Here is a 13530-nt window from a genome sequence, read left to right as displayed (position 1 = left end):
CAATAGTATGCCATTACTTGATCTAATTAATACACGCTGAAGCTTTCCATCAGAACCGGCTCCGGATAAGCATTTTTCAGCACGCGTTGTCTCTTCTTCACAACTTCAGGCGGCTCTACAGCCGGAGCCATCGGATGCATCAGCCAGGATTTCACCAAATGGGAGTCCGAAACCTTATACATTGGCGGCTCTTTCTCCATATCAATTTGCATCGCATAGGTGCTGCGCAAGGCAAAGGCGTCGCCCTTAGGAGGTTTGATCAGATCGGGAGGGGTTCCTGGAATGGCTGTAAGCTTGGTGCCTTTGCTTTCCAGACTCGGCATGGAAGCGAGCAATCCCCATGTATATGGATGTCTTGGGTCATAGAAAATTTCTTCTGCTGTGCCCATCTCGACAATTTGTCCGGCATACATAACGGCTACACGGTCGGCCATTCGGGCCACGACACCGAGATCATGAGTGATAAAGATGATTGCCGTATCAATTTTCTTCTGGATGTCCTTCATCAGGTCAAGAATTTGCGCCTGAATCGTTACGTCGAGCGCTGTTGTCGGCTCATCGGCAATCAGCAGCTTAGGGTTGGCTGCAAGTGCCATGGCAATAACGACACGCTGGCGCATACCGCCGCTGAACTCATGCGGGTACTGCTGGAAACGACGCTCAGGTGAAGGAATTCCCACCAAATTGAGCAATTCTACACCCCGTTTGTATGCAGCGTCTTTGGACAATTTCTCATGTTTGAACAGAACCTCGGTAATTTGCTTACCAACCTTCATCATCGGATTCAGCGAGGTCATCGGATCTTGAAAGATCATCCCGATTTCCTTACCGCGAATCTTCTGCATTTGCTTCTCACTCTTCTTAATCAGGTCTTGACCATCGAACAAAATCTGTCCACGTTTATAAATACCCTGCGGCTCAGGAACAAGCTTCATGACCGCTTGGGAAGTTACGCTTTTACCGGAACCGGATTCGCCTACAATCGCCAGTGTTTCCCCTTTATTTACATGGAAGTTGACGCCACGGATTGCTTGCACTTCTCCGCCGCGTGTTTTGAAAGATATTGCTAGGTCCTTTACCTCTAAAAGGCGCTCCATCCTGTCACCCTCTCTGCTCTTTTCAAAATATGATAATGATTCTCAGTATATAGAAAGGCAATAAGTATTATTTTATCTATCTTTATAGTCTTACGTCAAGTGCTTTCTGAAAATGTGTCTTTAGAGATTCAAGCGGTTTCACCCTTGATTGCGGCGCATTCTGCTCTTCATCAGGCCCCAGACAGCCGGTGGAGCCAGGCACAGCAACAGCAATAGCGACCAGCCTATATCCGCAAAGCTAACGGTCTCTGCCTCCAGCAGCCTGTAAAAGGCATACAGTGAATAAGGCAATGCTACTAACACCGCGGTTACTACGCCGGGAGTATACAGTTTCAGATAGATACTTTGCCCCAGATGTGTAAAAACATGCAGCAGGAAAACGGCAAGAACCGCCAGATATAACCAGTAAAAAGAAAAGAATACTGCAAGTAAGGTCACTGTTACTATCAGAATATACACGAACAGCACATCCATAGCAAAAGCCCGCGTCGTCATGCGCATGGTACTCCTATACATTGTGCTCATGTACTTAGGCAGAGCCGCTTCCACGCGGCTGCCGTATTTGCCTGCCCAGGACTCAACAGTAAGAATTTCTTCAAAATCATGAAACATAAAGCATACAGGCAGCAACCACAACAAGCTTATCGTATCGATATGAAGATTCAACCAACTCAGCATTTGTAAACCATCCTCCCACAAAACAAGTGTTTCCGGTTAATCAGAGCAGCAAGAAGACCGGTCTCCCTTCAGAGGACCGGCCTTCCGCGTTCTATCTAATGGCTTCACCGCTGCCGGTGAATGTTCTCCAGCTCTCCGCCAGGTTATCCAAGGTCCAGCTTACATGATTCTCATCCTTATACTGCCGTGAATAACACTCAATCACAAGGATGAGGTCGAGATACAGGTCATAGAGTTTCTTGCGCTGCATCTCGTTCGGGCTGTTGAAGGTGAGACCGTAGCCTTTGTGGAAAGCTGCTGAGTCCTCGAAGTGCCGGAAATAATACTCCTGCAGCACATCACCCCACAGCGCTCTCTCCCAATCAATAATAGAGACAATAACTCCATCCTTCACAAACAGATTGCCGTTCCACAAATCCCAATGCACAAGCCGGGGTTCCGTCACCTCATCAAGGGCGGGATAATATTGCTCCAGCACCCGTTTAATTTCATCGTGGGACGCCGGTAATTTGGCTTCCAGTCTGGCGGCATCAGCAAGCAGGTTATTCATCAGCGAGGTGAAGCTCTCACGCCATGAGGTTACCGTTCCTTCCGGCATCTGTCCGAACAGGCCAAACCGCGGTCCCTTAATCTCGTTAATCAACCGCTGATACCGTCCCAGCTCCTGCTCGATGGAGGCTCTTTGCTCGATGGACAAAGTATCTTTCACTTCACTGTAGAGCTGCCCTTCAATCTTCTCCATGAAAAAATAGGGAGAAGGGATCAGCTGCAGGCTTTCGTCATAACTGTATACGGCTGGCACAGGAATACCACCGGCTGCCTTGACCAGCTGCAGAGCTTCTACTTCTGCCCGCATAATATCCTTCTCATAGCTTAACGTTTCGGTCTCATCTGCAGGAGCGATCTTCAGAATCACAGTCTGGCCATTGCTTAATTCAAGATCGTAAGCCGTATTAAAAAAACCCCCGGTCAGCTCCGAACAAGAGACAATCCTAGCATCTTTGCCGAAAGCCGTCTCTACCAGCAGCGCCCGCTGCCCGTCATCCAATTTGACTTTAGTGAAGCTATCCATAGATTTATACCCACCACATGTCAGCAAGCGGCTCTTCAATCAGTACTTGGCGAAGATTGTCTACCGCTTTGGAGAACCCTTCTTCGATGGACATCAGTCCATCTTCGTGTTCAATACTGACTACATAATCATAACCTACCAAGCGAAGGGCACTGATGATATCTGCCCAGACCTTCACGTCATGTCCATAACCGACTGAACGGAATTGCCAAGCACGGTCAAGCATATTGGTGTACGACTGCATATCGGTCAATCCGTACATGTTCACGTTTACCGGATCAATCACGGTATCCTTAGCGTGGAAGTGATGAATCGCGCCCTGGCGGCCGAGAATATGAATGGCCTGCACCGGATCAATGCCTTGCCACCACATATGGCTGGGATCAAGGTTGGCCCCGATAGCTTCACCTGCAGCTTCTCTCAGGCGCAGCAATGTCGCTGGCGTATGCACGGAGAACCCTCCGTGCAGCTCCAAGCCAATCTTGACGTCATGCTGTGTTGCGAACGCGCCCATTTCCTTCCAGTAAGGAATAACTTTATTCTCCCACTGCCAAGCCAGAATCTCCTGATAATCGTTCGGCCATGGAGCAACCGGCCAGTTGGGGTATTTGGCATCCTCATGGTCACCCGGGCAGCCCGAGAAGGTGTTTACCACCTGAACCCCGAGTTTTTGCGCCAGTTTAACAGAGTTTACGAAATCTTCATGGTCCTTGCGGGCCAGCTCTTTCTGCGGATGCAACGGATTGCCATGGCAGCTTAACGCACTGATCATCAGGCCGCGTGACTCCACCGCATGCTTAAATTCCTTCAGCGCCGTTTCATTCTCAAGCAGCAGCTTCGGATCACAATGGCTGTTACCCGGGTTGCCGCCGGTGCCGATCTCCACTGCCTTAAGTCCTTTGGAAACTACATAATCCAGCGCATCCTCAAGCCCCCGACCGCCGAAAAGCACCATAAATACACCAAGTTTCATTGCCCTGCCGCCTCTCACATTGTAATATTCCGCTGCTCTTTAAGCTCCGTAAGTATCAAAATCCTTAATGACTTGATTGCTCTCCGCAGCCTCAAAAATCGCTTCAATCAGATTCTGTACACGCAGCACTTCCGCATTCTTGACGATAGGCTCAGCCGTACCTTCAATTACAGCGACAAAATTGTTGTAGAAACCGTCCGCAAGCTCTGCTGCCGGCGGCAGCGCTTCGGTAATGGTCGAGCCTTCCGAAGGCGGTGCCATCGTCTTGGTCAAGCCGACACCGGCACGGATCGGCGTGGGCTCCCGGTGTTCACTTTCACTGTTGCGGGTAACAATTCTTCCGGTCAGCGACCAGTCTTCGATTACTGCTGAACCTTCCATCCCTTTCACATACCATCTTGGCAATGTGATGAAGTTGGTCGTGCCGACCTCAACGATCGCCTTGATGCCATTTGCGAATTGCAGCACCGCTTCAAATCCGTCATCGACATCATTGCCGAGAATATAGCTCAGCGTGCTGGTCACGCTGATCACTTTACTGTCGATCATAAACAGCAACTGGTCCAGCAGATGTACGCCCCAGTCGAGCAACATACCGCCACCCTGCTCCTTCACATGGCGCCAGTCGCCGGGAATGCCATTGGCTCCATGTACGCGGGACTCAATCTGGAACAGTGCTCCAATCGTTTCCGTCTCGTACATTTGCTTGATCACCCGAAAATCCTCATCCCAGCGTCTGTTCTGATGAACCATCAGCACGCGTCCGGCTCCATCGGCCGCCGCAGTCATCTCCTTAAACTCAGCAGAGGACATAGCTACCGGCTTCTCACAGACGACATGCTTGCCGGCTTGGAGCGCACGGATGGCTATTTCTTTATGGACATCGTTCGGGGTTGCAATCAGAACCACCTCGACAACCGGGTCAGCAAGCACTTCCTCATAGCTGGCATAAGCTTTGTAACCTGCTTCTACTGACGCTTCGCGCCGTACTTCCAGTAAATCGAACGTACCTGCGACTTCCAGGCGCTCATTCTCACCGATCAATTGCGCATGATAACTTCCCATTCCACCATATCCGACAATGACTACAGAATGTTTGTTTGAACTCATGGATTCCACTCCTGCTTTTCTTATTGTATCCGTCTTAAATCCTCTTAGTTGTCAGAACTTCCGTCAAAATAGACTGCACGGCCAGTGCGTGCGGATTCATAAACAGCTTCCAGAATCTGCGTCACGACAAACGCTTGCTCAGGCTTGACGACCGGGTCCTTGTCTTCAATAACCGCCTCAAGCCACAAGCGGGCTTCGCGGTCAGCCTCGGTCTCTGCGGACCCGCTGTAGAAAGCAACACCGCCGGAAGACAGGTCCACCTTCGTTTCATACAGGCGTCCGGCGCGCTCTCCGTTAATGCGCAGGCCGTCTTTCATATCCGCACCGCCTTCGGTGCCTGCGAGCAGCGTCTTCGCTTCACCGAATTCAGCGACATTCAGTGCCCAGCTTGATTCCAGCACGATGGTTGCCCCGTTCTCCATTGTAATAAAGCCGAAGGCGGAGTCTTCAACCTTAAATTGTTCAGGATCCCATGGACCAAACGCATTTGCGGCATTTTTACGCTGACCCAGCTTGTGAAAGGTAGAACCGACCACTACACGAGGTTTATAATTGTCCATCAGCCAGAGTGTCAGATCCAGGGCATGCGTTCCGATATCGATCAGCGGGCCTCCGCCCTGCTTCTCTTCATCCAGAAATACCCCCCAGGTCGGAACGGCGCGGCGGCGCAGCGCAATGGCACGGCCATAATAAATATCGCCCAGCTCCCCGCTTTCGCACATTCCCTTCAGGTATTCACTATCTGCACGGAAGCGGTTCTGATACGCGATTGACAGCTTCTTGCCGGTGCGGCGGGCAGCATCCAGCATGTCCTGTGCCTGCGCCGTTGTCTTGGCCATCGGCTTTTCGCACATGACATGGTTACCGGCTTCAAGCGCCGCAACCGTAATTTCGGAGTGGCTGTCATTAGGTGTACATACATGCACGATATCAAATCCGCCCGCTGCGAGCAACTCACGGAAATCCGTATAGACGACTGCACCTTCGGCACCATAGATTTTGGCAGCCTCCTGGGCACGTTCTTCCACGATATCGCAGAATGCTACCATTTCAGCATTCTCTTGACGGGATAGGCTTGGCATATGTTTGCCGTTTGCGATACCACCGCAACCGATAATAGCAATTTTAAGTTTGTTAGACATGAACTTTTCCCCCTTGATTGGCATAGCCTCTAACCCATTTCATACTGTCCGCAACACTTTCCAGCGCCGGACGGCTGCAATAATCCTGTTCCACTACCGCCCATTCCACTCCAGCCGCATCACCAGCCTCCAGAATTGCGGTAAGATTCACTTCACCTTCGCCCAATACAACAGTTTCTGCCGAGCCATCTTCGAGCTTCTTCATATCCTTTAAGTGGATAAGCGGCAAACGGCCGGCATATTTGTGAATATACTCCACAGGGTCATAACCGCCGTAGTACACCCAGCAGGTGTCCATTTCCACCTGAAGCAGCTCAGCAGGAACCTCTTCGAAGATACCGTCAAATGCGGTGCGCTCTCCAAAATGCTCTGTAAATTCAAAATCATGATTATGATAAGCAAAAACCGCTCCTCTTGCTTTGCATTTCTCTCCGATTATGCGGAAATTAGCAACAACCTCTTCCCAGTTACGCTGTTCCTCAGTCAAGAAAGGCACAATCAGGTTCCGGTTGCCGATCTCAAGATTAAAGCTGATTTCCTGCTCCGTATCGTTCAGCATGGCATCATATGGACGATGTGCTCCGAGAGCAACCAATCCCGTTTCCTGAAGCAGTCCCTTTACTTCCTCTGCTGTTCGGCCGAAAAAGTCGTAAAATTCCACTCCCGCATATCCCAGCTCAGCCACCTTGCGCAGCGTTCCTTCGAAATCCTGCTCCAGCTCTGCTCTCAGCGTATACAACTGTAATCCAATCTTCAGCATTCTTTCCTCACTCCTTGTCGATGTAGAGTTAACCTGCGTTATTCAAAACGGCGTCCCCGCTTCGGCCACACTATGGAAATCACCTGAACAAAAGGGCTGTTATACAAAAATGTCCTATATATCTATTTCCTGCACCTTCTGAACCCCACGCCTGCTTATGTAGCTTCCAGAGCCGCCATGCAGCCTCCTTCGCATCATTTATATGTTTTTCCTTAGCTACATGGTAATATGAAAGCGTATATAATAAAATGAATAATATGATTAAAACATGAACAATCTGCTTATCATTTCAAAAACCCAGGAGGACTCATGACATCTGCTACTGCCTGCCACGTATTTTCCGCGGGATTCTCTTTTCACCGCAAGCCTTTCCATTCGTCACTCAATGAAGGCCTTCAGAATTATCTCCTGCGGTTACAGACGGAGGGGCGCAGCCGGACACGGATTGATGGTGTCATCTCCACAGTGGAGACCGGCGACCTCATGCTCTTCGCCCCGGATGATCCTTACTATTTAAGCATCGACAAAGAGAACTACCCTGTTGGTAAACCAAGGATTGAAAGCGGGGATTACCATATTTTTTGCGGCGGCCCCTGGATCGAGGAATGGTGGACACGCACACAGCGTCCTGCCCTTCTCCGCTTACCGCGCAGCGATTATTTTCTCGGCTTATTCCGCCAACTTGTACTGGAGCAGCGCAGGCTGTCCGATTCCTCACCAGAGATTTCAGCGTGTTATCTGCAGATTTTATGTATGGAAATTGATAGACTGATGACCGAACAGCCGGTGATCTCACCTAAAGGTTATCTTGCCTACCGGATGAAGCAATATGTGGAGGAACATGCCGCTATTTCTTTTCGGCTCGAGGATGTGGCCGGCCACGTCGACATTTCTGTCTCCCGCGCGGTGCATCTCTTTAAAGAAGCTTTTGGCACCAGCATAGTGAAATATGTAAATGACGTCCGGCTGGAAATGGCGCGGGAACGGATCACCTTCAGTCCGATGCCGCTGGAGCATGTCTCTGAAACCTGCGGTTTTGCCAACTATACTTACTTTCACCGCGTGTTCCGCAGCCGGTTTGGCATGTCGCCAAAACAGTACCGCATACACAGCAGGGCACAGACTTAAATGATGAGGCCCCGTATAAATGCAAAGGAGCACCATCCCGAAAGATCTGCTCCTTGTGTTTGATCTTATTCAATTGCTGTTGTTTGCTGGGTGTAAGACGTACATGCTGGGAGATTGCGCTGTAGTCATCATTTGTTCTCCGGTTTCTTGCGGCGCACCATGTTCCGGCGCGTTCTGCCTTGAGCAAAGCTTTTTGTGTTTTCGTGCGTGCCATTGCAGCAACACTCCTTTTGTATCGTTATGACCGGCAAGCTCTCTGCCGATACTTTAATTTTAACATATTCACAACCTGATTTCCCGGTATAGTTAATTATAAAAATCTGGTACCCGCTTAAATCTAGAAGCTTGCAGACCAGAAAATGGTATAATACAGTATCCTTGTTTTACAGGAATTCCGTTATAAAAGCTAGGCAGAATCGGAGGAGAAATCAATGAAATACGATGTATTGTATGATGGCGCTTTTGCCATGCTCAAGGTGCATTTGAACCCGGGTGAAAGTGTCAAAGCGGAAATGGGCGCAATGGTCGCCATGTCACCGAATGTTGAGATCAGAGGTACGGTAGACGGCGGTTTGATGCGCGGGCTTGGCCGGATGCTGAGCGGGGAGAAGTTCTTCTTCCAGGAGCTTACTGCCACCAGAGGACAAAGCGAAGTTCTGCTCTCCCCCGGGGCAATCGGCGATATCCAGGCGATTGAGCTTGACGGGTCGTACAAGCTGTATGTTCAGAAGGACGGCTTCCTCGCGGGAACCCATGGGATTCAGGTCAACACCAAAATGCAGAACCTGACCCGCGGCCTGTTCTCCGGCGAAGGATTCTTCATTATAGAAATCAGCGGCAGCGGAACGGTGTTCCTATCCTCCTTCGGGGCGATCCATGCGATTAACCTCGCCCCTGGAGAGGAAATAATTATCGACAACGGTCACCTGGTGGCGTGGCCGGATTATATGGACTACAAAGTGGAAAAAGCCGCCTCCGGCTGGCTGAACAGCTTGACCAGCGGTGAAGCTCTGGTCTGCAGATTCCGTGGTGAAGGCGTGGTGCTGGTGCAGACCCGCAATCCGGGAAGCTTCGGAACATGGATCAAATCTTTTGTGCCAAACCGGCCTTAGGCCTGAGTAATAATAACACAAACAAGCTGCCATAATTCCAGGGCAGCTTGTTTGTGTTATTGAAGCAGACCCCGCAAATGGTAGGTTACAAGCATGCTGAGGTCTTTCTGGGTTACTTGCTCCGGCTGGCTGATATGATGCAGCACCAGCCCGTCCACCAAGGCATGCAGCGCCATGGCTTCGGCCCTCAGGTCCAATCCCTCCTTAAGCAATCCCCGGGCCGCGAGATATTCAATGGCTTGGCTAAAGCCATCATACATAGCGTTATGTACCTCCTGTTTCAGCACCTGCAGCTCAGGGTCTGTAACAGCCTTTACGGAAAATGCCAGCCAGACTTCGGCCTCCACACTCCGCTCTTCATCCAGCGGCATCAGCTCACGGATAAACCGCTCGATGTCCTGCAGTGGATGATCCGTAAATTCCATAGCTTCCATACGCGCGTTGACCCGATCCGACACCATCTTCATGGAGAAGGCAAGCAATTCTGATTGAGTGGCAAAATAATGGCGCAGCGATCCCAATGACATGTCGGCCTCGCTCGCTACACTCCTGACGGAGACTGCCTCCATCCCTTCCCGGCGGATAATTCGCCAGGCGGCCTCGGCTAACTGTTGGCGCCGTTCTTCATGATTCACTATTTTTGGCATAAGGCAATTATATCATAGTTGAATTTATAAGGTCATCCATGCTAAACTTACAGCAATTGATTTAATACACTTGTACTATTTAGGAGGAAAATACGAAAATGGCGTTATTTATTTTTGGCTGTGAGATCGCCTTTTGGGTGTTCGTCCTGGCGGGGCTGACCTTCCGTTATATCCTCCGCAAGAAGCAGATAGGAGCCATATTGCTGTTCTGCACCCCATTGATTGATCTGGTGCTTATCGCCGTTGCGGTAATTGACCTGAGAAATGGCGCGGAAGCCACATTCATGCATAGTCTTTCCGCCATTTATATCGGCGTATCCATCGCATGGGGCCACCGGATGATCAAATGGGCGGATGAACGGTTTGCTTACCGTTTTGCCGGAGGTCCAAAACCTGCTCCCAAGCCAAAACACGGCACAGCACATGCACGCAATGAAAGAATCGGCTGGCTGCTTCATCTGCTCGCTTTTGCCATTGGCGCACTTGTGATGTACGGTATGATTGTTGTGACTGGTGATTCTTCTCGAACAGAGAATCTGTTCGCAACGCTGAAAGTCTGGGCAATTATTGTAGGGATTGATGCCCTTATAAGTTTTAGCTACACTTTCTGGCCCAAGCAGGCCAAAGGCATTGTAGAGAAATAACCATTATAAGTATTTCTTTCCAACGAATGATACACCTAAAAACGCAGGCCGCCAGAGCTCTGCGTCTTTTTTAAGCCCAATATTAATCTCCATGAGTCTTAGGATACCGCCTGTTTCTGCTTGTCTGCCTTACAACCGTTCTGCTTGCATGTCTTGTAAGTGCCTTTGAAGTCGAGCCTGTGATCGGTGACTTTAAACCCGTACTCCACTTCCAGCCGTCTTTCCAGCTCCAGCAGCCAGTCTTCCTTGATTTCTTCCAGCCTTCCGCACACATTGCAGATCAGATGATGATGCATGTGGGCATGATCATCCCGCAGATCATAACGGGCCACGCCATCGCCGAAATTCATCTTTTCTACAATATGCAGCTCACATAGCAGCTCCAAGGTCCGGTATACCGTTGCCAGCCCCAAATGAGGATAACTGGTTTTCACACGCATGTATACCTCTTCCACACTTAAATGCTCTTCCTCATTATCAAGCAGCACCTTCACGATAGCCTCACGCTGGGGTGTCAATTTATAGTTTTGCGCAGCAAACTGTTGGCTGATATTCGCAATTGGGTTCATGGCTTCTCCCGCCTTTCCGCAAGAATTTCCTTATATCTTGTACTTATAATTAGTAATCGTTACGATATAAGCATAACAAAATTGACCATAAATGAAAAGTCTATGACATGATTATAACATCACCCGCCGAATTTCCGCACAATGAATCAAAAAACATTTCAACATATCCCGCATAATTAAAGCTGTAATTAACGCGCAAAGGAATGACGCCGATGGACTATTACTTCAGAATCCAGCAGTCGCTCGACTACATTGAAGAACATCTGCAGGAGGAACTGCGGATTGCAGAGATTGCCGCCCGGGCTTATTTCTCGGCATTTCATTTCCAGCGGATGTTCCTGGCGATCTCCGGCTTCACTGTCAACGAGTACATTCGCAAACGAAGATTGTCCGAGGCGGCTAACCGCCTGCGTGGAAGCAACGAAAGCGTACTGCAAATCGCCTTGTGTTTTCAGTACCAGTCCCAGGAAGCGTTCACCCGGGCTTTTCAAAGCTTTACCGGCCTGACGCCCGGTAAATACCGCAAAACTGCAGACGTTATCCAAGGACAGCCTGTCATCAATTTTCTGGAACTCCAAAAAAAAACCAAAGGAGATGTACACGAAATGGACAAACCAACTCTGATCCACTGGGAAGGAACAAAGATTATCGGCGTAGAGTACAAAACGAATCTAAATGAAGACGCGCATTACAAGGATATTCCCGGATTCTATGATGACTTTGGAAGAAACGGGCGGTTCATGGCAATTCCGGAAAAACAGTCACCAGGGATGTCCTACGGCATCGCCTGCCACTATCAGGAGAACGGAGACTTCTCATTTATCATCGGTGAAGCGGTAGCGGATACAGCAGAAGTTCCAGCGGAAGCTTATGTCCAATTCGATATCCCGGCAGGAAACTATGCCATGTTCAAGGCCCATGGCCCAGCCGGGTTGAGCCAGTCAACCCGAGACTATATCTACGGAACCTGGCTGCCGAACACCAATTATGAACGGCGGGAGGGGCCGGACTTTGAAATTACGGATGTGTTGAACTCAGCGTATCCCGATTATATGCGAATAACTATTTATATTCCTGTAGACTAAACGTCTGCCCAATCCGAAATAGACCCGGCTTCCATACCTTATATTGAGGGATTATTTTATTGATATGAGGAGGGTCCGGATGGAAAATGCAATCGCACCTACAGCAAGGCCCCTTGTGACTGGCTCCATTCTGCGCAAAGTTGCTGCGGCTATGCTGCCGTTCTACCGGAAGATTGCCGGAAGCGGCAGCTTTGCTGCGCAATGGTCCAGCGCCATCGTTAACGCAGACCTTAGTCTTATGGGCAAACTGCTCGCAAAGATTCCTACTCTCGCTTCTGTAGAGAATTACGGCACAAACGGCATCGGCTACTTTATCTCCTTCCCCTTTCCGCTGCCGGTATCCTTCTATACAAACGGGACGACGATCCCGCCGGGTACCGTACAATTTACTTTTAATGCAAGGATGCACCGCAGGATTGCCGCAGCTGTTCTTCCGTTTTACCGGAAGCTGGCCAGAAGCCGCAGTTACGCCGAAAGCTTTGCCGCCGCAATCCGGCGCAACGACAGGACCGCCGTTAACAAGCTGGTTCGCAGATTCGTTAAGGCAAGCTCACTGAAATCCGTCACGATAGAGGAGTATGGTGCCGCTCTATTGTTCGAGAGCAGCCTCAGCAAGTATCCTTACCGCAACCTGATGTTTCAGGAAGTGATGTAGAAATCGCAGACATAGCCATATAAAATTAAATTGTCTGCAACTTTCTCCCCAACAATAACGTCAAAGGAGTTGATAATGGCCAAGCGGCCTACCCTACTATAGAGGTGGAATCTCCATGAAACTGAAAAAAAGTGCTTTTGCAGTGATAACAACCGTATCACTTCTCTCCTTCTCGCTGGGAGGACAGATGTTTGCTGCTGGCGGCAGCTTTAAAGATATTGACAATGTAGCCGGAAAGTCCAAAATCAACTCCCTGAAGGAACAAGGTCTCATTAAAGGCATCTCCGATACCCAGTTTCTGCCCGGTGCCAAAGTGACCACAGCACAAGGCGTGCAGTTTATCACTGGCGGACTTCAACTCAGTCTGGCTGCCATTGATTTCAACAAGGCACCTCTCGCCAGCGCTATATTCTCCAAGATAAAAGACAAAGCCTGGTATGCGGAAGCTTTCGTCAACGCCCATTACAACGACGTTGATATTCCTGCAGATATCGATCCTTCCAAGCTGATTACTAAGGAGATGTTCACCAACCTGCTCGTTCAGGGCGTGGAGAAGGTTGGCAATCTGCCACTGATCAATATTGTTCCTGTAGATATCGCTGACGAAGCTGCACTGGAGCCTTCCTACCAAGGCAGCATACAGCGTTCGCTGAAATACAAGATCAACACGCTTGATGCAAATGGCAAGTTTAATCCGAAAAGCGAGCTCACCCGCGCCGAAGCGGCTGTTATGCTGTACAATGCACTGGAATATCTGAATTCAGTCAATGATGCATCCACGCAGAACTAACTACTATTGACTGCATCTCAGGCGCTCCCCCGCGCATCATGAGATGAACTAAATACAAGCAAAGGCAG

Annotated in this window: 15 protein-coding genes; 6 read left to right on the top strand and 9 right to left on the bottom strand. The window is 49.6% G+C overall.

The genetic code is table 11. The annotated features are described in order from the left end of the window. Positions 1–26: 26 nt before the first annotated feature. From NSS79_RS14515 to NSS79_RS14485, 7 genes are all read right to left on the bottom strand, one after another. A complete protein-coding gene (locus NSS79_RS14515; protein WP_342439862.1) occupies positions 27–1097 on the bottom strand; it encodes an ABC transporter ATP-binding protein in 1071 nt (356 codons plus the stop codon). A 138-nt stretch (positions 1098–1235) separates the two neighbouring features. Next, positions 1236–1775, bottom strand: coding sequence for an HXXEE domain-containing protein (locus NSS79_RS14510; RefSeq protein WP_342439861.1), 540 nt, complete (start codon positions 1773–1775; stop codon positions 1236–1238). 91 nt (positions 1776–1866) lie between these two features. After that, on the bottom strand, positions 1867–2847 hold the full coding sequence (locus NSS79_RS14505) for an aminoglycoside phosphotransferase family protein (protein ID WP_342439860.1): 981 nt from the start codon (positions 2845–2847) through the stop codon (positions 1867–1869). Between the two features lie 4 nt (positions 2848–2851). Then, positions 2852–3820, bottom strand: coding sequence for a sugar phosphate isomerase/epimerase (locus NSS79_RS14500; protein ID WP_342439859.1), 969 nt, complete (start codon positions 3818–3820; stop codon positions 2852–2854). 39 nt (positions 3821–3859) lie between these two features. Continuing rightward, the gene (locus NSS79_RS14495; protein ID WP_342439858.1) at positions 3860–4930 is read right to left on the bottom strand and encodes a Gfo/Idh/MocA family oxidoreductase; all 1071 of its coding nucleotides are present in this window, start codon (positions 4928–4930) and stop codon (positions 3860–3862) included. Between the two features lie 44 nt (positions 4931–4974). Then, positions 4975–6072, bottom strand: coding sequence for a Gfo/Idh/MocA family oxidoreductase (locus NSS79_RS14490; RefSeq protein ID WP_038590903.1), 1098 nt, complete (start codon positions 6070–6072; stop codon positions 4975–4977). Further along, positions 6065–6832, bottom strand: coding sequence for a sugar phosphate isomerase/epimerase (locus tag NSS79_RS14485; protein WP_342439857.1), 768 nt, complete (start codon positions 6830–6832; stop codon positions 6065–6067). The genes NSS79_RS14490 and NSS79_RS14485 overlap by 8 nt, the downstream gene beginning before the upstream one ends. 309 nt (positions 6833–7141) lie before the next feature. On the opposite strand from NSS79_RS14485, the gene NSS79_RS14480 reads away from it, so the two are divergent. Together NSS79_RS14480 and NSS79_RS14475 are read left to right on the top strand one after the other, a co-directional pair. Continuing rightward, positions 7142–7960 (top strand): AraC family transcriptional regulator, encoded by an 819-nt coding sequence (locus NSS79_RS14480; RefSeq protein ID WP_342439856.1) that lies wholly within the window; start codon positions 7142–7144, stop codon positions 7958–7960. A 431-nt stretch (positions 7961–8391) separates the two neighbouring features. Then, positions 8392–9072 carry a TIGR00266 family protein gene (locus NSS79_RS14475; protein ID WP_341378370.1) on the top strand — a complete coding sequence of 227 codons (681 nt, stop codon included), beginning with the start codon at positions 8392–8394 and terminating at the stop codon, positions 9070–9072. A 56-nt stretch (positions 9073–9128) separates the two neighbouring features. Here the strand turns inward: NSS79_RS14475 and NSS79_RS14470 are convergent, their stop codons facing one another. After that, positions 9129–9719, bottom strand: coding sequence for a TetR/AcrR family transcriptional regulator (locus NSS79_RS14470; RefSeq protein ID WP_342439855.1), 591 nt, complete (start codon positions 9717–9719; stop codon positions 9129–9131). 98 nt (positions 9720–9817) lie between these two features. On the opposite strand from NSS79_RS14470, the gene NSS79_RS14465 reads away from it, so the two are divergent. Then, positions 9818–10363 carry a hypothetical protein gene (locus NSS79_RS14465; protein WP_342439854.1) on the top strand — a complete coding sequence of 182 codons (546 nt, stop codon included), beginning with the start codon at positions 9818–9820 and terminating at the stop codon, positions 10361–10363. A 98-nt stretch (positions 10364–10461) separates the two neighbouring features. On the opposite strand, the gene NSS79_RS14460 is transcribed toward NSS79_RS14465, so the two are convergent. Beyond that, complete coding sequence (locus NSS79_RS14460; RefSeq protein WP_038590839.1) at positions 10462–10932, bottom strand: transcriptional repressor; 471 nt, start codon at positions 10930–10932, stop codon at positions 10462–10464. A gap of 212 nt (positions 10933–11144) precedes the next feature. Here NSS79_RS14460 and NSS79_RS14455 point away from each other — a divergent pair, with 212 nt between their 5' ends. The 3 genes from NSS79_RS14455 (at position 11145) to NSS79_RS14445 (ending at position 13462) form a co-directional block, all read left to right on the top strand. Further along, on the top strand, positions 11145–12017 hold the full coding sequence (locus NSS79_RS14455) for an AraC family transcriptional regulator (RefSeq protein ID WP_342439853.1): 873 nt from the start codon (positions 11145–11147) through the stop codon (positions 12015–12017). Between the two features lie 79 nt (positions 12018–12096). After that, positions 12097–12672 carry a hypothetical protein gene (locus tag NSS79_RS14450; RefSeq protein ID WP_342439852.1) on the top strand — a complete coding sequence of 192 codons (576 nt, stop codon included), beginning with the start codon at positions 12097–12099 and terminating at the stop codon, positions 12670–12672. 115 nt (positions 12673–12787) lie between these two features. After that, positions 12788–13462 carry an S-layer homology domain-containing protein gene (locus NSS79_RS14445; RefSeq protein ID WP_342439851.1) on the top strand — a complete coding sequence of 225 codons (675 nt, stop codon included), beginning with the start codon at positions 12788–12790 and terminating at the stop codon, positions 13460–13462. The last annotated feature ends 68 nt before the right edge of the window (positions 13463–13530 follow it).

It is taken from the genome of Paenibacillus sp. FSL L8-0436 (assembly GCF_038593025.1).
Classification (GTDB): Bacteria; Bacillota; Bacilli; order Paenibacillales; family Paenibacillaceae; genus Paenibacillus_AQ.
This window is presented reverse-complemented; position numbering and strand designations above follow the sequence as displayed.

Excerpts from the sequence above, each read along its gene's own strand:
- NSS79_RS14515 (WP_342439862.1), bottom strand. The coding sequence starts at position 1,097 with ATGGAGCGCCTTTTAGAGGTAAAGGACCTAGCAATATCTTTCAAAACA.
- NSS79_RS14510 (WP_342439861.1), bottom strand. The coding sequence starts at position 1,775 with ATGCTGAGTTGGTTGAATCTTCATATCGATACGATAAGCTTGTTGTGG.
- NSS79_RS14505 (WP_342439860.1), bottom strand. The coding sequence starts at position 2,847 with ATGGATAGCTTCACTAAAGTCAAATTGGATGACGGGCAGCGGGCGCTG.
- NSS79_RS14500 (WP_342439859.1), bottom strand. The coding sequence starts at position 3,820 with ATGAAACTTGGTGTATTTATGGTGCTTTTCGGCGGTCGGGGGCTTGAG.
- NSS79_RS14495 (WP_342439858.1), bottom strand. The coding sequence starts at position 4,930 with ATGAGTTCAAACAAACATTCTGTAGTCATTGTCGGATATGGTGGAATG.
- NSS79_RS14490 (WP_038590903.1), bottom strand. The coding sequence starts at position 6,072 with ATGTCTAACAAACTTAAAATTGCTATTATCGGTTGCGGTGGTATCGCA.
- NSS79_RS14485 (WP_342439857.1), bottom strand. The coding sequence starts at position 6,832 with ATGCTGAAGATTGGATTACAGTTGTATACGCTGAGAGCAGAGCTGGAG.
- NSS79_RS14480 (WP_342439856.1), top strand. The coding sequence starts at position 7,142 with ATGACATCTGCTACTGCCTGCCACGTATTTTCCGCGGGATTCTCTTTT.
- NSS79_RS14475 (WP_341378370.1), top strand. The coding sequence starts at position 8,392 with ATGAAATACGATGTATTGTATGATGGCGCTTTTGCCATGCTCAAGGTG.
- NSS79_RS14470 (WP_342439855.1), bottom strand. The coding sequence starts at position 9,719 with ATGCCAAAAATAGTGAATCATGAAGAACGGCGCCAACAGTTAGCCGAG.
- NSS79_RS14465 (WP_342439854.1), top strand. The coding sequence starts at position 9,818 with ATGGCGTTATTTATTTTTGGCTGTGAGATCGCCTTTTGGGTGTTCGTC.
- NSS79_RS14460 (WP_038590839.1), bottom strand. The coding sequence starts at position 10,932 with ATGAACCCAATTGCGAATATCAGCCAACAGTTTGCTGCGCAAAACTAT.
- NSS79_RS14455 (WP_342439853.1), top strand. The coding sequence starts at position 11,145 with ATGGACTATTACTTCAGAATCCAGCAGTCGCTCGACTACATTGAAGAA.
- NSS79_RS14450 (WP_342439852.1), top strand. The coding sequence starts at position 12,097 with ATGGAAAATGCAATCGCACCTACAGCAAGGCCCCTTGTGACTGGCTCC.
- NSS79_RS14445 (WP_342439851.1), top strand. The coding sequence starts at position 12,788 with ATGAAACTGAAAAAAAGTGCTTTTGCAGTGATAACAACCGTATCACTT.